At 66.7% G+C, this 18,922-nt stretch carries 18 protein-coding genes and 1 pseudogene; 13 read left to right on the top strand and 6 right to left on the bottom strand.

Annotated elements, in window-relative coordinates:
* Together U5919_RS11110 and U5919_RS11105 are read right to left on the bottom strand one after the other, a co-directional pair.
* Positions 1-312, bottom strand: a complete 312-nt coding sequence (locus tag U5919_RS11110; protein ID WP_336024338.1) for a hypothetical protein — start codon at positions 310-312, stop codon at positions 1-3.
* Between the two features lie 33 nt (positions 313-345).
* Entirely contained in the window at positions 346-1,170 is an 825-nt protein-coding gene (locus U5919_RS11105; protein WP_345786347.1) for a M48 family metallopeptidase, read from the bottom strand.
* 515 nt (positions 1,171-1,685) lie between these two features.
* Between U5919_RS11105 and tgtA the strand changes: the two genes are divergently transcribed.
* On the top strand, positions 1,686-3,170 hold the full coding sequence (gene tgtA / locus U5919_RS11100) for a tRNA guanosine(15) transglycosylase TgtA (RefSeq protein ID WP_336024336.1): 1,485 nt from the start codon (positions 1,686-1,688) through the stop codon (positions 3,168-3,170).
* Between the two features lie 12 nt (positions 3,171-3,182).
* On the opposite strand, the gene U5919_RS11095 is transcribed toward tgtA, so the two are convergent.
* On the bottom strand, positions 3,183-3,440 hold the full coding sequence (locus U5919_RS11095) for a hypothetical protein (RefSeq protein ID WP_336024335.1): 258 nt from the start codon (positions 3,438-3,440) through the stop codon (positions 3,183-3,185).
* Between the two features lie 133 nt (positions 3,441-3,573).
* Here U5919_RS11095 and arcS point away from each other — a divergent pair, with 133 nt between their 5' ends.
* The gene (gene arcS, locus U5919_RS11090) at positions 3,574-5,400 is read left to right on the top strand and encodes an archaeosine synthase subunit alpha (RefSeq protein WP_336024334.1); all 1,827 of its coding nucleotides are present in this window, start codon (positions 3,574-3,576) and stop codon (positions 5,398-5,400) included.
* 25 nt (positions 5,401-5,425) lie between these two features.
* On the opposite strand, the gene U5919_RS11085 is transcribed toward arcS, so the two are convergent.
* A complete protein-coding gene (locus U5919_RS11085) occupies positions 5,426-5,686 on the bottom strand; it encodes a hypothetical protein (RefSeq protein WP_336024333.1) in 261 nt (86 codons plus the stop codon).
* Between the two features lie 144 nt (positions 5,687-5,830).
* Here U5919_RS11085 and U5919_RS11080 point away from each other — a divergent pair, with 144 nt between their 5' ends.
* The 5 genes and pseudogenes from U5919_RS11080 (at position 5,831) to U5919_RS11060 (ending at position 8,406) form a co-directional block, all read left to right on the top strand.
* A complete protein-coding gene (locus tag U5919_RS11080; RefSeq protein ID WP_336024331.1) occupies positions 5,831-6,595 on the top strand; it encodes a carbon-nitrogen hydrolase family protein in 765 nt (254 codons plus the stop codon).
* A gap of 76 nt (positions 6,596-6,671) precedes the next feature.
* On the top strand, positions 6,672-7,082 hold the full coding sequence (locus U5919_RS11075) for a DUF7971 family protein (protein ID WP_336024329.1): 411 nt from the start codon (positions 6,672-6,674) through the stop codon (positions 7,080-7,082).
* A gap of 181 nt (positions 7,083-7,263) precedes the next feature.
* A pseudogene (locus U5919_RS11070) lies at positions 7,264-7,536 on the top strand (ubiquitin-like small modifier protein 1); the annotation flags it as partial.
* An 80-nt stretch (positions 7,537-7,616) separates the two neighbouring features.
* Complete coding sequence (locus U5919_RS11065) at positions 7,617-7,895, top strand: MoaD-like domain-containing protein (protein WP_336024328.1); 279 nt, start codon at positions 7,617-7,619, stop codon at positions 7,893-7,895.
* Positions 7,888-8,406 carry a DUF8048 family protein gene (locus U5919_RS11060; protein WP_336024327.1) on the top strand — a complete coding sequence of 173 codons (519 nt, stop codon included), beginning with the start codon at positions 7,888-7,890 and terminating at the stop codon, positions 8,404-8,406. The genes U5919_RS11065 and U5919_RS11060 overlap by 8 nt, the downstream gene beginning before the upstream one ends.
* Here U5919_RS11060 and U5919_RS11055 read toward each other — a convergent pair.
* Positions 8,367-8,774: a DUF7562 family protein gene (locus U5919_RS11055; protein WP_336024326.1), complete on the bottom strand. Its 408-nt coding sequence runs from the start codon at positions 8,772-8,774 to the stop codon at positions 8,367-8,369. The genes U5919_RS11060 and U5919_RS11055 overlap by 40 nt on opposite strands.
* A gap of 151 nt (positions 8,775-8,925) precedes the next feature.
* On the opposite strand from U5919_RS11055, the gene U5919_RS11050 reads away from it, so the two are divergent.
* The 6 genes from U5919_RS11050 to U5919_RS11025 all read left to right on the top strand — a co-directional run bounded on the left by U5919_RS11050 (position 8,926) and on the right by U5919_RS11025 (position 17,411).
* Positions 8,926-9,405, top strand: coding sequence for an RNA-binding protein (locus tag U5919_RS11050; protein WP_336024325.1), 480 nt, complete (start codon positions 8,926-8,928; stop codon positions 9,403-9,405).
* 82 nt (positions 9,406-9,487) lie between these two features.
* A complete protein-coding gene (locus U5919_RS11045; protein WP_336024323.1) occupies positions 9,488-9,841 on the top strand; it encodes a cell division protein SepF in 354 nt (117 codons plus the stop codon).
* A gap of 102 nt (positions 9,842-9,943) precedes the next feature.
* A complete protein-coding gene (uvrA, locus tag U5919_RS11040; protein WP_336024322.1) occupies positions 9,944-12,892 on the top strand; it encodes an excinuclease ABC subunit UvrA in 2,949 nt (982 codons plus the stop codon).
* Positions 12,893-12,973: 81 nt separating this feature from the next.
* Positions 12,974-15,112, top strand: coding sequence for an outer membrane protein assembly factor BamB family protein (locus tag U5919_RS11035; RefSeq protein ID WP_336024320.1), 2,139 nt, complete (start codon positions 12,974-12,976; stop codon positions 15,110-15,112).
* Positions 15,113-15,220: 108 nt separating this feature from the next.
* Positions 15,221-16,258: a WD40/YVTN/BNR-like repeat-containing protein gene (locus U5919_RS11030; RefSeq protein ID WP_336024317.1), complete on the top strand. Its 1,038-nt coding sequence runs from the start codon at positions 15,221-15,223 to the stop codon at positions 16,256-16,258.
* A gap of 70 nt (positions 16,259-16,328) precedes the next feature.
* Positions 16,329-17,411: a geranylgeranyl reductase family protein gene (locus U5919_RS11025; protein WP_336024315.1), complete on the top strand. Its 1,083-nt coding sequence runs from the start codon at positions 16,329-16,331 to the stop codon at positions 17,409-17,411.
* Between the two features lie 92 nt (positions 17,412-17,503).
* On the opposite strand, the gene ygfZ is transcribed toward U5919_RS11025, so the two are convergent.
* On the bottom strand, positions 17,504-18,640 hold the full coding sequence (gene ygfZ, locus U5919_RS11020; RefSeq protein WP_336024312.1) for a CAF17-like 4Fe-4S cluster assembly/insertion protein YgfZ: 1,137 nt from the start codon (positions 18,638-18,640) through the stop codon (positions 17,504-17,506).
* Positions 18,641-18,922 lie beyond the last annotated feature (282 nt).

Below are 18,922 nucleotides of genomic sequence, written 5' to 3'. Positions count from 1 at the left end.
TCAGAGGAGCGTCCACGCGAAGTAGCCGCCGCCGAGAATCAACGCGACGCCGACGACCTGCACGAGTCGACGCCAACGGGCGAGAGCAGTCGAGTCGCTGCCCCGGCTCCCCGCACCACCCGACGCGTCGCCCTCGCCGTTCGAGACCCCGTCCTTGTCGACCGAGACGCCGTCCTCACCGTAGCGGCCGTGTCGGTCCTGCGGGAGCCGCCCGGCCGTCTGCACTTGGATGATCGTCCCGGGGGCCGCGACGAACAGGATCCCGAGCGCGACGCCCAACACGGCCGCCGCGAGCGTTCGCACGTCGGTCATCGTAGCGTCGAGTCAGTCATCTCTCTTCAGTTATCAGTTCCGGAGCCGCTCGATGCGCTTTTCCATCGGCGGGTGCGTCGCGAACAGCCGCGCGAGACCGCGCTCCTCGCCGAAGATGCAGAGCGCGTTCACCTGCGAGTCGACCGCCGAGTCCTGGCTCCGCTCGTTGCCGCGGCTGATCTTCTCTAAGGCCCGCGCCAGCGGTTCGCCGCCGCCGATGGCGTCTGCAGCGTCGCCGTCGGCGACGTACTCGCGATACCGCGAGATGGCGAAGACGAAAAGCATCACCAGTAACTGGGTTATCTGGCCGACGACGATCGCGAGGAAGAAATCGGCGATGTCGTTGTCGCCGGTCAGGAGCACGACCCATTGGGCGACGATGGCGACGATGGAGGCGACGCCCTGCCCGAGTACCATCATCACGACGTCGCGGTTACGGATGTGCGCGAGTTCGTGCGCGAGGACGCCCTCGACCTCGTCGGCGTCGAGTCGCGAGAGGAGTTCCTCGCTGACGACAACGGTTCCCGCGCCCTTCCGACCGATGGCGAAGGCGTTCGGCACGCCCATCCGCGCGATCATCAGGCGGGGCTTGTCGATCCCCATCGATTCCGAGAGCGACTCGACGCGGCGGTGGATCTCCGGATACCGGTCCTCCGAGAGGTCCTCCGCGCCGACGCTCCGAAGCGCCATCCACTTACCGATCTTGTACTGGACGCCGACGAAGGCGACGCTGCCCGCGAGCACGAGGGGCAGCGGCCAGCCGAAGACGCCCATCACGACGACGGCCGCGACGGCGTAGAACGCGAACAGGATCGATCCGACGATCGCCATCCGCGCTTTCAGTCCGAGGTGTCGCATACGGCGATTTCGTTGTCCGTCCGGACACAAATACTCGGTGGTTCCTCTGCGGCGAGCGTTTATCTGTGAAGATGGGACCACACCCAGCGTGATCTGATATCCGCCCCGCGCTGTGTAGCGGTTGTTCGGCACAGCAGCGCGGGAGACAACCGACAGCGCCGGTGTTGGCGGGGCCATCGTCGCGGGTCGCGAGCGGGTGCCGACTGTTCGCCAAACCGATCAGCCGTGGGTCTACAATGGACTGATCGACCGAGATGAAACGACTGACTCGTCCGTCGGCGAGCGATTGCTACCGGTATTCGGCGAGGTGGGAATGGAAGGGGCCACCGTCTCGGCGAAGACGCGCGATGCAAGGACCGCAGGAGCGAGCGAAGCGAGCGACGAGGACCGCAGCAAGCGCATCGAGTCGAGACGGTGGGGGCTTCCAAAGTTGTCACCGCTGACTCCGCAGTCAATCAACAACGCCGACAAACGGAAAGCGACGGTACTTACCGAGTCGCCGCCGACACCCGGGTATGCGCGATCACTTCGAGCTCCGCGACGGGGACGCCGCCGGACGGATCGGCGAGCTCACGGTCCCCCGCGCGGGGGTGGCAGTCGAGACGCCGGCGTTGATGCCGGTCATCAACCCGAACATCCGAACGGTGGCACCCGCGCGCCTGCAGTCTGAGTTCGGCGCGGAGATCCTGATCACGAACTCCTACATCATCAACTCGAACGAGGACCTCAGAGAGCGAGCGCTCGACGTCGGGCTCCACGAGATGCTGGAATTCGACGGCGCGATCGTCACCGACTCGGGGTCCTTTCAGCTCGCGGAGTACGGCGACATCGACGTGACGACGCGGGAGATCCTCCGGTTCCAGCACGACATCGGCTCCGACATCGGGACGCCGGTCGACATCCCGACGCCGCCGGACGTCCCCAGAGAACAGGCCGAGCGCGAGCTCGCGACGACCGAAGAGGCGCTCGTCGACGCCGAGGGGGTCGATACCGGCGAGATGCTCGTGAACGCGCCCGTGCAGGGATCGACGTATCCGGACCTCCGCGAGGCCGCAGGACGACGCGCCGACGAGACGGACCTCGACGTGTTCCCCGTCGGCGCGGTCGTCCCGCTGATGAACAGCTACCGCTACGCCGATATGATCGACGTCGTCGCGGGCGCGAAGCGCGGCCTCGGTCGCGACGCCCCCGTCCACCTGTTCGGTGCGGGTCATCCGATGATGTTCGCGCTGGCGGTCGCCGCCGGCTGCGACCTCTTCGACTCGGCGGCCTACGCCATCTACGCGCGCGACGACCGCTATATGACGGTCCGCGGCACCGAACACCTCGAAGACATCGAGTACTTCCCCTGCTCGTGTGCAGTCTGTTCGGCGCACAGCCCGGGCGAACTCCGCGGGTTGGCGGACGAGGAGCGCGAGCGACTGCTGGCCGAGCACAACCTCCACGTCTCGTTCGCCGAGATCCGCCGGATCAAGCAGGCGATCCGCTCGGGCAACCTCCTCGAACTGGTGGAAGCGCGTGCCCGTTCGCACCCCGCGATGCTCGACGGCTACCGCGCGCTGTTGGATCACGCCGACCAACTGGAACATGAGGACCCCGTCTCGAAGGGGTCATTCTTCTACCTCTCGAACGAGTCCGCGCGGCGTCCCGAGGTCTTGCGACATCACGAGCGCATCGCTCGCATCGACGCCGACCCGCGGGTGCTGCTCACGCAGGGCGGCACGCCCTCGGGCGACGCGTTCGACGCCGTCTGGCGCGTGGTTCCGCCGTTCGGGCCGTTCCCGCGGGCGCTCTCGGAGACGTATCCGCTCACCGCGGAGGTGCCGGAGCGGACCGACCGCGAGGCCTACGAGGCCGCCGCCGACGGCGTCGCGCGGGTGGCCGAGACGAATCCCGGTTCGTCGTTCGTGCTCGCGCACGACGGCTGGCCGGAGTCGACACTGGAGCGGGTGCCTGAGAGCGTCGAAATAGAGACGGTCGGCAGCGACGAGCGCGAGTAGGGCGACGGCTGGCTAGGATTCGTCGCTCGCGGTCGCCTCGTCATCCGCCGCGCGCGCATCGTCGCTCGCCAGCGAGACGTCGGCCATCCGCTCGGAGAAGTCCCACGAGTGCAGCCGCTCGGAGGCGACGTCGCCGTCGGTCCACAGATACCACAGCGAGAGCATCCAGAGGTGACCGCTGGGAGTGTGACACGCGAGTCGCACCGGCACCCGTTCGGCGTCGAGGAATTCCGTGAGTTCGGGCCGTGACCACGCGCCGGTAACCTCCATACGACGCCTTCACGGACGGATCGCAAAAGCCCGCGGGCCGATTCTGCAGAGAGTCTCGTCCGGCGACGTTCCTGACGGCGCAATCGGGGAACGAACAGACAGATAATTCACGGATGACGGCACATACGGGTGTATGACCGATTACTTCGAGATACACGGGCGCGACGGGGCCGCCCGTCTCGGGGAACTCCGTCTGTCGGATCCGCTGACGACGCCCGCGCTCGTCGACGACAGCATCGACGACGCCGGGAGCCGCTGGACCGACGAGCGCGGGATTCCGAAGGGGTACAGAGAGATTCTGACGGTGCTGCCGCACCGCGCGTTTCCGGCCGGCACCGACGAGCGCGTCCAAGAGACGTTCGCGGTCGACTATCCCGACGTCGACTACCCGAGCGCTGCGGTCGTGACCGCCGAGACCGCCGCGGACTACGGTGCCGACGCGTACATCCTCTCGAATGCGCCCGGGTTCGTCGGCCACGCGTCGGCGTTCCGCGAGCAGATCATCGCCGCGCGCGAGGCGCTGCCCGCTGACACGGCGCTGTATCTCTCCGGCGTCGCGACGCCTCGGAACGCCGCGACGCTCGTCTACGCCGGCGTGGACCTCCTCGACGCGAAGAAAGCGCGCGTTCGTGGCTTGGAGGGGTTCTACCTCACGAGCGAGGGCGAGTACTTCCTCGAAGACCTCGATGAGTTGCCGTGTAACTGCCCGGCGTGTCAGGGCAAACGTCTGGACGTCGACCCCGACGAGGCCGAGACCAACGCCGCCCGCGCTGCCGCCTTCGACCGGGGGGACTGCGCCGATCACAACGAGTACGCGCTGAAATCCGAACTCGCGACCGTCCGACGACGGATCCGCGACGGCCGACTCCGCGATTACATCGAGGGACAGGCGCGTCACGATCAGTGGCTCACCGCGGCGTTCCGCGAGTTCGATGGGCAGTACGGGTACATCGAGGAACGCACGCCGGTCATCCGCGACACGGAGCTCTCGGCGGCGACCGAAGACACCCTCCGGCGCGTCGAGATCCAGCGCTTCGCCGAGCGCGTGACGGGGCGCTACCGCAACCGCTTCGAGAATCCGCTCGTCCTCGTTCCCTGCTCGGCGACGAAGCCCTACAGCGAATCGCAGAGCCACTCGCAGTTCCACGACGCGATCCAGTACCGCGCCCATCACGCGTCGATGACCTCGCCGATCGGCGTCGTCCCGATGGAGTTAGAGCTCACCTATCCCGCCCAGCACTACGACTCGGTCGTGACGGGCCGGTGGTCCGAAGACGAGAAGTCGTTCGTCGCGCGCGTGCTCCGGCGCTACCTCGAACGCAACGAGTACCCGCGGGTGATCGCGCACGTCCCCGACGGCGGCTACCGCGACATCGCAGAACGCGTCGCGAGCGAGGTCGACGTCGAGTTCGAGTACACCGTCGAGGAGCACCCGACGACGACGGAGTCGATCGCGAACCTGATGTCGACGCTCGACGGCGAGTTGAAGTACGGCAAGCGGGAGCGCCAGCATAACGTCGTAAAGGCCATCGCGGACTACCAGTTCGGCCCGGGCGCAGGAGATGAACTGTTCGCGGACGTGGAGCTGAAAACAAAGAGTCGCTATCCGAAGCTACAGGTACGCGACGAGAACGGCGAGGACGACGACGGCGGCGAGGGCGCGCAGCTCGCGACGATGGTCCCGCAGTACGGCGTGCTCTCGTTCACCCTCGACGGCGCGCGCGTCTGGGACGACTCCGACGCCCCGACGAAGCGCGTCGAGATCGACGGGTTCGTCCCGCACGGCAGCGTGCTCGCGCCGGGCGTCGTCGACGCCGACGAGGACATCCGCGTCGGCGACGAGGTCGTCGTCGAGGGGCCGAAGGCCTTCGCCGTCGGCCGCGCGCAGATGTTCGGATCGGAAATGGTCGAATCGACGCGCGGCGAGGCGGTGCAGGTGCGGCACGTCGAAGAGAAGTAATCGCTCGAATGCGAGCTCGTCCGGTTCACGGCTCGCGTGTACGGAGAAAGTCGTCAAGGACGTAGAGACCGAACGGGACCGTCCCGCAGACGATCGCGAAGAGCGCGACCTCGAGGCCCGCTTCACCGAATTTGTCGATGTAGAGAGACAGATTGCCGTCGAAGACGTAGGCGATCAGGATCACGCTGCCCAGAAGCAGCGTCGAGAAGCCGCCGAGGATAACGGTGTACCACGCGATGAAGCGGCGAAATCGATCGTGCGTCGGAAGGCGGGATGCGGGGACCATCGAGACCTGAACACGGTACGGCACGGCGTCAGCGTATTTCGTTAGGCGGCGACAAACCGTCGTTGCGAGCGTCAGGTCGATCACACTCGTCGAAGACGAAACCGCATCCGAGGATGTTTGTGCTTGTCTGTCAGAAGAGTCGGTATGACCACCGTCGCGGCCTGCCAGCTCGCGGTCGACGACCTCGACGTCGACGCCAACCTCGACGCTGTGACGACACGCCTTCGCGGACTCTCAGAAGACGTCGACGTCGCGCTCTTCCCCGAGCACGCGCTCACCGGCTTCGTCGCCGACGACCGAATCGCCGAGGTCGCACTCCGGCGAGACGGGGCGGTGCTCCGACGGCTCGGGACGCTCGCAGACGAGACCGAAACCGCGCTGCTCGTCGGGTTCGTCGAGCGGTCCGATGGCACGCTGTACAACGCGACGGCGTACGTTCCGCCCGACGGCGAGCCGTCGTGCTACCGGAAGCGACACCTGTGGTCGGGAGAACGGGAGGTCCTCGAACCCGGCGAGAGGCGCGTCGTCGTCGACACGCCCGCCGGACGAACCGGACTGCTCACCTGCTACGATCTCAACTTCGTCGCAGACAGCGCCGCGTTCACCCGCGAGCGGGTCGACGCGCTGTTCGTCCCGGGCGCGTGGCCCGCGACCTACAGCGAGAACTGGACGCTGCTGCTCCGCGCCCGGGCGCTCGACGGCGTCCGCTGGGTCGTCGGCGCGGGGCGAACAGGCCGCCGCGACCTCCCGGACGCCGATTCCGTCGAATACGCCGGGCGGTCGCTCGTCGCACGCCCTGACGGCGGCGTTCACGCCGCGTTAGATCGCCGGGAGGACGATCTCGTTGCCGAGTTGGATCCGGAGGTGGTCGCTGCACAACGAGAGCTCGTCGGGATCTTCGGCGATTGAGTCCCGAGAAATCCCATCGCGCGCCGACCCGCCCGCCGACGGCGACTTTTTCACCCCGTGGACCCTCGGTGAACCTATGACAGACAAGGCGTCTGGAACGGACCACGAGTTCTCGCTCGGCGTCCCGAAAGGGGTGCTCGAATCGCTCCCCGCGGACGGCGACAGCGCCGCGGCGGACATGAAGACGGCCGTCGCGGGGCTGGAAGGGAGTCTCGAAGACGCGTTCGAGTCGGCCGAATCGGACGGCGAGGCGGCGGGGTACGCCGTCGACGCCGTCGAACACCTCGAAGAGCGGATGGAGACGTACGACGGGTTCATCCCCGAACTCCGCGCGTGGGGGCAGTCGCCGATCTACGCCATCGCGTGGCGGAACCTCTACGCGGAGCTGATCGCGCAGATCTACGAGCACGAGTGGCTCGCGACCCATATCGACCGCGAGCGCAACTATCGACTCGTCGAGGACGGCATCAGGTTCGGCGGCCGGTAGCTACAGTAGCGTTTGCAACTGATTTCCCATCCGATCGCACGCAGTCGTGCGATCGAGTGAGTGAAGACCTGCAAACGCTACTATAACCCGTCGACGACAGCGCACACATCGAAACAGCGACAGCGGTAGCGACATCGCACAGGCGCGCACCTTTTTTGCCCGCTGCGCCCCAGCATCGGGTATGTCGTTTCAACTGCGGTTCTTCGCCACGTTTCGCGAGGCGGTGGGGACGAAGACGATCACCCGCGAGTACGACGCCGAGACCGTCGGCGACGTCCTCGTCACGCTTGAATCCGAGTTCGAGGGGCTGGCCGGCGAAATCCTCGACGACGGCGCGGTCCGACCGCAGGTGAACGTCCTCCTGAACGGGCGCGACGTCGAGCACGAACGGGGCGTCGACACGCCGATCGAACCCGACGACACACTGAGCATCTTCCCGCCCGTCGCGGGCGGGTCGGCGGACGGGTGCGAGTCGACCGCCGCGGACGGGTCGACGAGCATCCCGACCGCGCGTGCGTCGAAGGAGAGCACATCGTGAGCGAATCCAGCGAGACCAAAGAGACCAGAGAGAAGTCCTACCGAGGGATCTCACTCAGGTTAGCCCGTCACTACCTCGAAAAGCTCGGCGGCGAGGTCGTCGACGACGAGCGCGTCGAGAGCGACGAGTGGACGGCTTCGCTGTCCGCCGAGAAGGTGTCGATCGGTCCGACGCTGAAACTCACGGAGGTAACGGTCGTTTTCGAGGGCGACCCCGACGCCTTGGACGGGCTGATCGAGCGGTTCTCACAGAAGGCGATGCGCGCCGGTGGCTGAGGTGCCGAGAAACGGCCGCGATGAAGGCGACGGAGTCGACGAAAGCGAGGTCAGCGACCGCGAGGTCGGCGACGGCGCGGTCGATAACGCCGAGAGCGACGATGTCGAGAGCGACGCCGCCGACGTCGAACTCCCGTTAGACGGCGACGTCCTGCTGTACACGGGCGCGACCGCCAGCGTCGCACCCGAGCGACTCGCCCCGCTACTCCGAGCGGTCCAAGCGCATCTCGGTCCCCAACTCGACACGTACCGACGCTCCTACGAGCGCGCGTTCGTCGACGACGACCGCGACGTCTTCCTCGTTCCGGAGGGCCATTGGGCCGACGTCGCCGCGGAGCTCGGTCTCCCCGACCGCGAGATCGACGCCCTCCGTCGGGCGCACGCCCAGCAGCTCCGACGGCTCGGGGCGAGCGCCGGACGGCGCGAGGAGTTCGAGACGGCGTTAGAAATCCGCGAAGCGGTCGTCGTCGGTCACTCGGAGTCCCGTTCGGACTCTTCTATCGAACCGTAGCGCGCTTCGACGACTTCGAGATACGTCGAGAGGAAAGCCGCCTGCGACGTCGATACGCCCTCGGAATCGGTATCACTGTCCGCGTCACCGTGCGCTTCGGCATCGGCCTCGGAGACCGTCTGTCGATCGACGGACGGCCCGGGGCGGAGTTCGTCCTCGACATCGATCAGGAGCGCTTCGAGTTCGCCGCGCGGCTGGTGGCAGAGCTCGCGGTAGCACTCCTTACAGAGGTGCTCGAAGGACTTTCCGTGTCGCTCCCAGCGGTTGCCGTGCTTGTCGTACTCGCGCGTGTCCGAGCGCGGGAGCGACGCGCCACAAGCGATGCAAACCACCGTCGTTCCGTCCCGATCGTCCCGGGGACGCCACATACAGAGACGCAAGCGCCGCCGCCACTTAGCGTTTGTCTGCGGGGACGTGACTGCGTAGCTGCGAGCGGGGAAGCGACACGCCGGGGAAACCGACCGCGGGCGCGCACTCGGTGTCGCGCCTTTTATCGGCCGGCGCGTCGTGCGGATCGATATGCAGGTCAAATCCCGCCATCACCTCCGAGCCGACGAGATCGACGAACTGGAGGCCGCAATCGAGTCGAAGACGGGCGTCGCGCTCGGGGGCGACGCCTACGAGATGGTCGAACTCGCCGGCGAGCCGTTCGACGTCGTCCTCGTCGACGGCGAACCCGACGTCGTGCAGTTCGACGAGGAGGCCTTTCTAACCGTCCAAGGCGCGAACCGACACGAGCCCAGTAGGGGAATCGTCACCGTCGACGCGGGGGCCATCTCGTTCGTCAGCGACGGCGCGGACGTGATGCGGCCGGGAATCGTCGAGGCCGACGGGGGGATCGCAGCGGGCGATCTCGTCACTATCGCCGAGGAGACCCACGGGAAGATGCTCGCGATCGGCCGCGCGCTCGTCGACGGCGACGAGATGACCGGCGATTCGGGGAAAGTCGTCGAGTCGATCCACCACGTCGGCGACGAACTCTTCGAGTTCGCGGTCTGACGCCGGACCCAATCGCAGAGCCGCTGCCGTCAGACGATCGTCTGACGTAAGAACTAACGTGTTACTGCCGTTTGAGAGTGCTATGGGGATTATGAGCAAGATCATCAGCGGGGGCGGACAGCATTCGACCGACGAGTACCTCGATCTCGACATCGAGGGCGTCGAATCCGCCCGCGGTGAGGCCGGAATGAGCGTCAAGATCGCGACGATCGGCGGCCAGCAGGATGTCATCGCTATCAAAGACGCCGTCTACGACGGCGACTTGGTCATCGCGGACATCACGCGACACACGACGAGCGACAGCACGATGGAGCACATCATCGACGACCTCCGACAGGTGGCCCAAGAGGTCGACGGCGACATCGCCCAGAAGGGCGACGATCAGATCATCATCGCGCCGACCGGCGTCGGCGTCTCCCGAGAGAAACTGAACTGAGCCCGCCGACGGATCCGCGCGGGCAGCCACGGAATGCCAACGGCGAGTCGTAGACGCCGGAACCGACGAACTTTCCTCTCCGCTCTCCGTACGCGTCCGTAGATGAGCAAGGACTTCATCGAGGTTCGCGGTGCCGAAGAGCACAATCTGAAGGACCTCGACGTCCGGATTCCGCGCGAGGCGTTCACCGTCGTCACCGGTCTCTCGGGGTCGGGGAAATCGTCGCTCGCGTTCGAGACAGTTTACGCCGAGGGTCAGCGGCGCTACATCGAGTCGCTGTCGGCGTACGCCCGCAACTTCCTCGGGCAGATGGACAAACCGCAGGTCGAGGCCGTCGAGGGCCTCTCGCCGGCAATCTCCATCGACCAGAAGAACGCCGCCAACAACCCCCGCTCGACCGTCGGGACGGTGACCGAACTGCACGACTACCTCCGCCTCCTGTACGCCCGCGTCGGGACGCAGTACGACCCGATAACGGGCGAGGAGGTCGGCGAGCAGTCGGCACAGGATATGGTCAGTCAGCTTTTGGAACTTCCAGAAGGTACCCGCGCGAAGATCGCCGCGCCGGTCGCTCGCGACCAGAAGGGCGCGTTCGAGGATCTCTTCGAAGAACTCGTCGCCGAGGGGTACGCGAGAGTCGAAGTCGACGGCGAGGAGTACGATCTCACGCTCGACAAACCCGACCTCGACAAGAACTACGACCACACGATCGACGTGATCGTCGACCGCGTGAAGATCGATCCGGCGAGTCGCTCGCGGCTGGCCGACTCCGTCGAGACCGCGCTCGAAGAGGCCGACGGCGTCCTGAAGGTGATCGTCCCCGATCCGCCCGAAGACGTCCCGTTCGCCTCTAACACCCGTTCGACGGGCGCGCTCGCGGGCGAGGGAGACGATCGGCTCGTCGTCGAGTTCTCCGAGGAGCTCGGGAACCCCAACTCGGACTTCCAGTTTTCGGAGATCGAGACGCGCTCGTTCTCCTTCAACAGCCCGCACGGGGCCTGTCCCGCCTGCGAGGGACTCGGTCAGACCAAAGAGATCGACGAGGACCTCGTCGTCCGCGACTCCTCGAAGCCGATCAAGCACGTCTTCGAGGCGTGGTCGTACAACCGCTCGTACTACCGAACGCGGCTGGACTCCGTCGCGGTGCACTTCGGCGTGAGCGTGGATACGCCGTTCGAGGACCTCGACGAGGACGTCCAGCGGCAGTTCCTCTACGGCACCGACAGGGAGGTCGTCTTCGAGCGCCAGACCAGAAACGGCACCCGTCGGAAGACCAAGCGCTTCGAGGGCGTCATCCCGAACCTCGAACGACGCCACGTCGAGACCGACTCGGAATCGACGAGAGAGCACATCGAGGACTATATGGCCGTCACAACCTGCCCCGAGTGCGAGGGCACGCGCCTGAAAGAGCAGTCCCGACACGTCCTCGTCGCCGGGACGTCGATCACGGAGGTCAACCGGATGAGCATCGGCGACGCCCTGGCGCACTTCGAGGGGCTGGAGGCCGAACTCACCGAGCGCGAGCGGACGATCGCCACGGAGATCCTCAAGGAGATCCGCGCGCGGCTCGGATTCATGGAGGAAGTCGGGTTGGAGTACCTCACACTCGACCGCGAGGCGTCGACCTTATCCGGCGGAGAGAGCCAGCGCATCCGCCTCGCCACGCAGGTCGGCTCCGGCCTCGTCGGCGTCCTCTACGTGCTCGACGAGCCCTCGATCGGGTTGCACCAGCGCGACAACGACCGCCTGCTCGACACCCTCGAAGGCCTGCGCGACCTCGGAAACACGCTGCTCGTCGTCGAGCACGACGAGGAGACGATGCGCCGCGCCGACAACGTCATCGATATGGGCCCCGGCCCGGGCAAACGCGGCGGCGAGATCGTCGCTCACGGGGATTTCGACGACATCGTCGAAAGCGAGGGATCGGTCACGGGCGATTACCTCGCGGGCCGAAAGGAGATCCCCGTCCCCGAGGATCGCCGCGAGTCCGATTCGGCGCTCCGGATCCGCGGCGCGCGCCAGCACAACCTGAAGAACCTCGACGTCTCGATCCCGATCGGACAGTTCACCGCGGTCACCGGGGTCTCCGGGTCCGGGAAGTCGACGCTGATGCACGAGATCCTGTATAAGGGCCTCGCGCGCGAGATGAACGACAACACCTCGGTCGATCCCGGGGATCACGACGCCATCGAGGGGATCGACGAGATCGAGACGGTCAGGCTGATCGATCAGTCGCCGATCGGACGAACGCCCCGCTCGAACCCCGCGACGTACACTGGCGTCTTCGATCACATCCGAAACCTGTTCGCGGAGACGAAGCTCTCGAAGCAGCGCGGCTACGAGAAGGGCCGCTTCTCGTTCAACGTGAAGGGCGGCCGGTGTGAGGCCTGCGGCGGGCAGGGGACCGTGAAAATCGAGATGAACTTTCTTTCCGACGTCTACGTCCCCTGCGAGGAGTGCGACGGCGCGCGCTACAACGACGAGACGCTCGACGTGGAGTACAAAGGAAAGACGATCGCCGACGTGCTCGATATGGAGGTATCGGAGGCGCTGGCGTTCTTCGAGGCCAACACACAGCTCCGACGTCGGCTCCAGTTACTGGAGGACGTCGGCCTCGGCTATATGACGCTCGGACAGCCGTCGACGACGCTCTCCGGCGGCGAGGCCCAGCGCGTCAAACTCGCCGAAGAGCTGGGGAAAAAGCAGACCGGCGACACGCTCTATCTGCTCGATGAGCCCACGACAGGCCTGCACAAAGAAGACGAGCGGAAGCTGATCGAAGTGCTCCAGCGGCTCACCGACAACGGCAACACCGTCGTCGTCGTCGAGCACGAACTCGACTTGGTGAAGAACGCGGACAACATTGTCGACCTCGGTCCCGAGGGCGGCGAGGGCGGCGGCGAGGTCGTCGCTACCGGAACCCCCGAGGACGTCGCGCGCACCGAGGAGTCGCACACGGGGCGGTACCTGCGCGACCTCCTGCCGGCGGTCGAGGTCGAGGGACCGCGCTCCGATCGGCGAAAGCCCGCCGCGCCGATGAACGACGACTGAGCGGAAGCCCGAAAAGCGCGGGTTGTCGGTGAGAATTACGACGGCAAAACACATATTGTCGCGTGGAGTGACCCGGTTCGTGTGACGGGGACACAACCGGGAAGCGACGCACGCACCGATTGGCCCAATCGCGGTTTTGACGCTCGTAATTCCGGGTATCGATCGGGCGACGAGGCCTCCATCGAACCCGAAGTTGCGTGGGAGATCCACGGGCAGTCGTCGACCGCCGACCAGCCCGTCGTTGCGGCGACGGAAACCGTGTACTTCGGGAGCGCGGCGGACGCAGGCTGGAACGGAGACGACGACAAATTCGGTGTGACGGCCGTCGATCTCCGAACCGATGACGTGCGCTGGACGTACGAGGCCGACGAGTCGGTCACGAGTCTCGCCACCGACGGCGACGCCGTGTTCGCAGGCACCGGTGAACAGATCATCGCCGTCGACGGGGTAAGCGGATCGCTTCGCTGGCGCAACGAGTCCGCAGTCCGGCGGCTGACCTACCCGATCGTCTCTCAAGGGACGCTCTTTGCCTCTGTGCAGACCGCAGACGATGTCGGGATCGTCGCCATCGACACCGACACCGGGACGCAGTCTTGGGAACACACGGACGTTGTGCCCATCGAAGAAACCTCGCTGGCGGCGGACGAGCGGCGGGTGTATGCCAACACGATGGACGGCCTCTACGCGTTCGATCGCGGGTCCGGCGACATCGCGTGGCTGAACACCGACCATGAGGGAGACTATCACACTCCGGCCGTCGGCAACGGAGCCGTCTACCTCGGTGATTTCGAGGGAGACTTCTGCGCGTTCGACGCATCCACCGGAGAGAAACAGTGGTACAGCACCCACGGCGGCTCGTACTTTAACCCGATTATCACGGACGACGCGGTCATCACGGTCGGTACCGACGGCGTCCTGCGCTCTCACAGTCCGTCTACGGGCTCGATTCAGTGGTCGTGGGGAAGCGAAGAGGACTTCCAGATCTGTTCTGATCCGATCTGCGTGGGGGAGACGGTTTTTCTCAACACCGCTGAGGAGATCCACGCGATCAACGCCCGTACGGGCCAAAGCCGGTGGCAACTGGGTCTCGAATCCGAGTTCGGTGGGGCGCTCGCGGTGGCGAGCGGTCGGCTTCTCGTCACGAATCCCGGACTCACGGCGATCGGCTCGGAGCCGGCCTCCGCGGCGACCGACGGAGAGGCCGCCGGAGAGCGTTCCGACAGCGAAGCGCCGGTGTCAGCGACGGAGTCCGGAGACGCCCGCGACGCCGTCAGCTCCGCCCCGCCGACGTCTCGGGAACCGGATCTGACGGACGTTTCGAGCCCGCCGCGTCGGTCGCTCTCGTACGACGAACTCGAAATCCGAGATCCGATCGGGAGCGGCGGGCAGGCCGTCGTCAGCGAGGCGCACATTGCGGGGGCAGACGCCCCGGAGAAAGTCGCGGTAAAAGAGCCCCTCCAACAGAACGAAACGCTCGATACCGCGGTCGTGGACGCGTTCATCGAGGAGGCGGAGACGTGGAAGATGCTCGACGACCGCGAGCGCGGAAAGCCGCGGTGGGAGCACTCCGAACACATCGTCGGCGTCGTCGACACGGGCGAGAACCTGCCGTGGATCGCGATGGAATATATGGACGGGGGGAGTCTCGCCGACCGACTGGCCGAACATCCGGATGGCCTCCCCGTAGACGAGGCGCTGTGGATCGGCGAGTGTCTCTGTCGCGGGGTCGAACTCGCGCACAACTACGGGATCGCACACCTCGACCTGAAGCCCGAGAACATCTTGTTTCGCGAGACGCCCGACGGCTCGTGGGACGTTCCGAAACTCTCCGATTGGGGGATCTCACGAAAGCTCGCCGAACAGACGGGGACGATAGAAGCTCTCTCGGTCGCGTGCGCGGCTCCCGAGCAGTTCGAACCGGAGGCGTTCGGGGGCCCGGATATGCTCACCGACGTCTACCAAGTCGGCACCCTCCTGTACACGGTCGTTACCGGAGATCCTCCGCACACGGGGTCCCAGCTCGCGATTATGCGTGCCGTCGTCGACGGCGAGCCGCCGAGCCCGCCGAGCGAGCGCAGACCGGAACTACCGACCGGCCTCGATCGGATCGTCCGCAAAGCGCTCGCCCGCGAGAAATCCGACCGATACCGGACGATCGGCGTGTTGGCGAACGAGCTCCAGTCGCTCAGAGCGGACGGCGACACCGCGCGCAGCGAGTGACCGTCTGCGGGCCCTCAGAGACGGCCGACGCCCGAGATTCGCGCTCGATCGCGTCTCGCGTCTCGTTCACCCGTCGATTCCAAGTTCCCGCGGCGCATCTGTTACACTATGGTCACCTGCTATGCCGCCTCCAGCGCGGGCGTCCTCGTCGTCCGAGATGCCTCCACCGAGAGCCCCGCAGCAGAGTACACCTTCGAGCGCGACGACATCGAGTGTCTCGACGCCGCAGGCGACGCCCCCGAGCGGGTCTTCTGCGGAACGTTCGACGCCGGGCTCCACCGCTCGACCGACGGCGGACGATCGTGGGAGCGCGTCGGCGGAGACGCGATCTCAACGTCGGTGACGAGCGTGACCGTCTCGCCGCACGATCCGGGCGTCGTCTACGTCGGCACCGAACCGAGCACCGTCTATCACTCGATCGACGGCGGCGACACGTGGGCGGAACTGCCGGGGCTGACCGACCTGCCCTCCGCGCCGACGTGGGCGTTCCCGCCACGGCCGCACACCCATCACGTGCGCTGGATCGAGGTCGACCCCGCCGACCCCGAACACCTCTTTGTTGCAATTGAGGCCGGGGCGTTGATCCAGAGCCGCGACGGCGGGGAGACGTGGGAGGACCGAATCCCGTCGACGCGCCGGGACACCCACTCGATGGCGATTCACCCCGACGCGCCCGACGTCGTCCGCACGGCCGCGGGCGACGGCTACGCCGAGAGCCGCGACGGCGGCGAATCGTGGGTATTCCCACAGGAAGGGCTCGAGCACCGCTACTGCTGGAGTGTGTCGATCGACCCCGGGGACCCGGGTCGCGTGCTCCTGTCGGCGGCCGCGGGCGCGCGTCGGGCGCACAGCGCCGGCTCGGCCGCGTCGTACCTGTACCGGCGGGTCGACGGCGAGGTGCCAAACCACGAAGACGCCTCCCCGACCGCGTGGGAACGGCTCGACACCGCCGGCGTCCCGACCGGCGAGGGGCTGCTCCGACCGACGCTCGCGCCCGGCGTCGACGACGGCGAACTGTTCGCCCTGACGGATCGCGGGCTGTTCCGAACGACTGACGGGGGCGACGCCTTCGAACGACTCGACATTGAGTGGCCCGATTCCTTCCGCGAGGCGACGACGAGCGGCCTCGCCGTCGTCGACGAGTGAAGAGAGGAACGGAGGAGTCCGCGGAGGAAGCGAGAAGGTATATGCCGACGGATCCGGTAGAGGGAGACGAATGCACGATTTCGCGGTCGTCGGCGTCGGTCCCGCGGGCGCGCGCTTCGCCCGGCGCGCCGCCGAAGCGGGCCACGACGTCGTCGCCTTCGAGCAGGGAACCGTCGGGACGCCGCTCGCGTGTTCGGGCCACGTCAGCACCGACATCTGGGACTACGTGCCCGAGGAGGCGAAGGCCGACCTCCTCCAGAACCGCGTCTACGGGGCTCGGTTCCACGTCGGCGGCCCCGACTCCGCCGCCTACCCCTTCTACAAGCGCGAGGAGATCTCGAACGTCATCGACCGGGTCGAACTCGATCGCACGCTCGCGGAGTGCGCGAGAGCGGCGGGCGCTGACGTCCGTGAGGAGCACACCGTCGTCGACGTCGAGGAGCGCCACGACGGCGTCGAACTCACGGTCTCGAACGCGGGCGAGACCGAGACCGTGAGTGCGAAGATGGTCGCGGGCTGCGACGGTCCGACCTCGCGGGTGCGACGGCAGTGCGGGCTCCCCGAACCCGACGAGATCCTCCACGGCGTGCTCGCGTTCGATCCCGACCCCGACGACGGTGACTTCGTGGACGTCCATCTCACCGCGCCGCGCTTTTTCGCGTGGCGGATCCCCCGCGGCGACGCGGGCGTCGAGTACGGCCTCGCCGCGCCGCCGGGGCGCTCGGTCAACGAACTGTTCGAGAGACTCACCGACGCCTACGGCGTCGAGACCGAGCACTTCTGCTCGGGCGCGATCCCGATCGGGCCGCCCGAGCGGGTGCACGGCCGACGCGCGTTCCTCCTCGGAGACGCCGCCGCGCAGACGAAACCGTTCACCGGCGGCGGGATCCTCTACGGGATGACCGCCGCCGACTGCGCCGCGGAGACGATCGATCCCGACGATCCGGGGACGCTCCGCGATTACGACTCGGAGTGGCGCTCGGAACTGTCGAGAGAGATCGCGCTCGGCCACTGGCTCCGCCGGGCGTACTCGCTGCCGGAGCCGATCCAGCGCGTCGGCCTCCACACGCTGTCCGGCGAGATCGGGGTTCACATGGATCGGCCGACGTCGTTCTTCTCGCGGGAGCATTTGGCGAAGTTACTCGGCCGGTAGCCGGCGAAAACGGTGGTGGAAAGTCGGTTCACCGTATGTTGCACGTACAAGTCTTCGCTCGATCGCACGCCGCAGGGCGATCGGGTGAGCAATCAGTTGCAGACGCTACGATAGGTCGGAAGCCGCGCCGAGGCGGCGCTGCCCTTGACGAACGGGAGCGCCGTTCGCTCGGTCGTGTAGTCGGTATCTGTCGCGTCGTCGCGTATCGCCAGCGACGTCGTTCCGAGATCGAAATCGACGAGCGCGAGCGCGACCGACGCGTCCGACGACGGGCTCACGTCCGCTCGTGTGACCTCGCCGACGCGCTCGTCGCTCTCGTTGAGGACCGCAGCACCGGGTTCGGGAAGCCCGGCTTCTGGAGCCCCATCGGCGTCGTCGACGTCGAACCGCAGCCCGACCAGCCGCTGACTCGGCCGCCCGCGGTTCTCGACCTTCGAGACGACTTCCTGACCGACGAAACACCCCTTCTCGAAGTCGAGGGCGTTGCGGAGGCCGAGCACGTTCGGAATTCTCCCTTCCAGTTCGGTCTCGAAGAGCGGCGTTCCGGCCTCGATAGTCAGCGTCTCCCACGTCCGGTAGCCGAACGGAACGGCGTTCATCCCGAGCGTCAGGAGTGTCTCGAAGACGCGCTCTGCGGCGTCGGCGGCGCAGACGACCTCGTACCCCTCTTCGCCGGTGAGGCCGTCACCCGCGATCACGGTGACACCCTCGTCGCCCATCGAACCGCGGACGAACGTCAATGCGGGCTCGGGTGATCCCGCCCCGGTGAGGACGCTCGCGACTTTCTCGGTCGATTTCGGGCCGTGCACGCCGAACACCGCGAAGTCCGTCGACGCCTCGCTGATCTCGACGTCTTGGATGAAGATTTTCTCCGACCAGTCGTCGACCAAGGGCTTCGCGCGCGCCGGGGGCGTAAAGCAGAGCAAACGCTCGCCCGCGTTGTAGACGTACAGGTCCGTCTCGATTCGTCCCTGTGGGTCCAAGAGCAGCGCGTAGACGCCCTCGCCGTCGGTCCGCGGGACGCCGTTCGACACGGTATTGTCGACGAACTCGACCCGGTCTTCACCCTCGACGACGACGACGCCGTATCCCATCTCGATCACGCCAGCGCCGTTTCGGATCGCGCGGTGGGTCCGCTCCGGACGGCCGTAGTCGGTGACGATCCGGCGACCGCCGCGTTCCTCGAACGTCGCGCCGTGTTCCTCGTGCATCTCCGTGACGACCGTCATTGTCCACCTCTCTGCGTCCCACGGGGAAAACCGCAGCGCCATCGTTCGCCGCCGTTCCCGTCGACCAGAACGACCAGCGCCGAGTGTTTATATACGATCGGGCGGCCAGCGTCGCCGTGACGTAGGAACCACCCCGCGTCGGGCAGCGGTTGTCTGGCGCGTCGACGCGGGAACGGAGGAGCGTGGTCTCATCAACGGTACGGGCCACGAAAGCGGGTGCCAGCTGTTCGCCACGAAATTGCGGTCGAGAGATGTCTCTGTCGTCGACCGTCAAGTGTCGTC

The sequence above is a fragment of the Halobellus sp. LT62 genome, assembly GCF_037031285.1.
GTDB classification, from domain to species: domain Archaea; phylum Halobacteriota; class Halobacteria; order Halobacteriales; family Haloferacaceae; genus Haloquadratum; species Haloquadratum salinisoli.
The sequence above is the reverse complement of the archived record's forward strand: the minus strand, read 5'-3'. Positions and strand labels throughout refer to the sequence as shown.

Coding starts and splice junctions, on each gene's coding strand:
- U5919_RS11105 (WP_345786347.1), bottom strand. CDS start 1,170: ATGCGACACCTCGGACTGAAAGCGCGGATGGCGATCGTCGGATCGATC.
- U5919_RS11050 (WP_336024325.1), top strand. CDS start 8,926: ATGCAGGTCAAATCCCGCCATCACCTCCGAGCCGACGAGATCGACGAA.
- uvrA (WP_336024322.1), top strand. CDS start 9,944: ATGAGCAAGGACTTCATCGAGGTTCGCGGTGCCGAAGAGCACAATCTG.
- U5919_RS11080 (WP_336024331.1), top strand. CDS start 5,831: ATGACCACCGTCGCGGCCTGCCAGCTCGCGGTCGACGACCTCGACGTC.
- U5919_RS11045 (WP_336024323.1), top strand. CDS start 9,488: ATGGGGATTATGAGCAAGATCATCAGCGGGGGCGGACAGCATTCGACC.
- U5919_RS11025 (WP_336024315.1), top strand. CDS start 16,329: ATGCACGATTTCGCGGTCGTCGGCGTCGGTCCCGCGGGCGCGCGCTTC.
- tgtA (WP_336024336.1), top strand. CDS start 1,686: ATGCGCGATCACTTCGAGCTCCGCGACGGGGACGCCGCCGGACGGATC.
- U5919_RS11095 (WP_336024335.1), bottom strand. CDS start 3,440: ATGGAGGTTACCGGCGCGTGGTCACGGCCCGAACTCACGGAATTCCTC.
- arcS (WP_336024334.1), top strand. CDS start 3,574: ATGACCGATTACTTCGAGATACACGGGCGCGACGGGGCCGCCCGTCTC.
- U5919_RS11075 (WP_336024329.1), top strand. CDS start 6,672: ATGACAGACAAGGCGTCTGGAACGGACCACGAGTTCTCGCTCGGCGTC.
- U5919_RS11055 (WP_336024326.1), bottom strand. CDS start 8,774: ATGTGGCGTCCCCGGGACGATCGGGACGGAACGACGGTGGTTTGCATC.
- ygfZ (WP_336024312.1), bottom strand. CDS start 18,640: ATGACGGTCGTCACGGAGATGCACGAGGAACACGGCGCGACGTTCGAG.
- U5919_RS11030 (WP_336024317.1), top strand. CDS start 15,221: ATGGTCACCTGCTATGCCGCCTCCAGCGCGGGCGTCCTCGTCGTCCGA.
- U5919_RS11110 (WP_336024338.1), bottom strand. CDS start 312: ATGACCGACGTGCGAACGCTCGCGGCGGCCGTGTTGGGCGTCGCGCTC.
- U5919_RS11085 (WP_336024333.1), bottom strand. CDS start 5,686: ATGGTCCCCGCATCCCGCCTTCCGACGCACGATCGATTTCGCCGCTTC.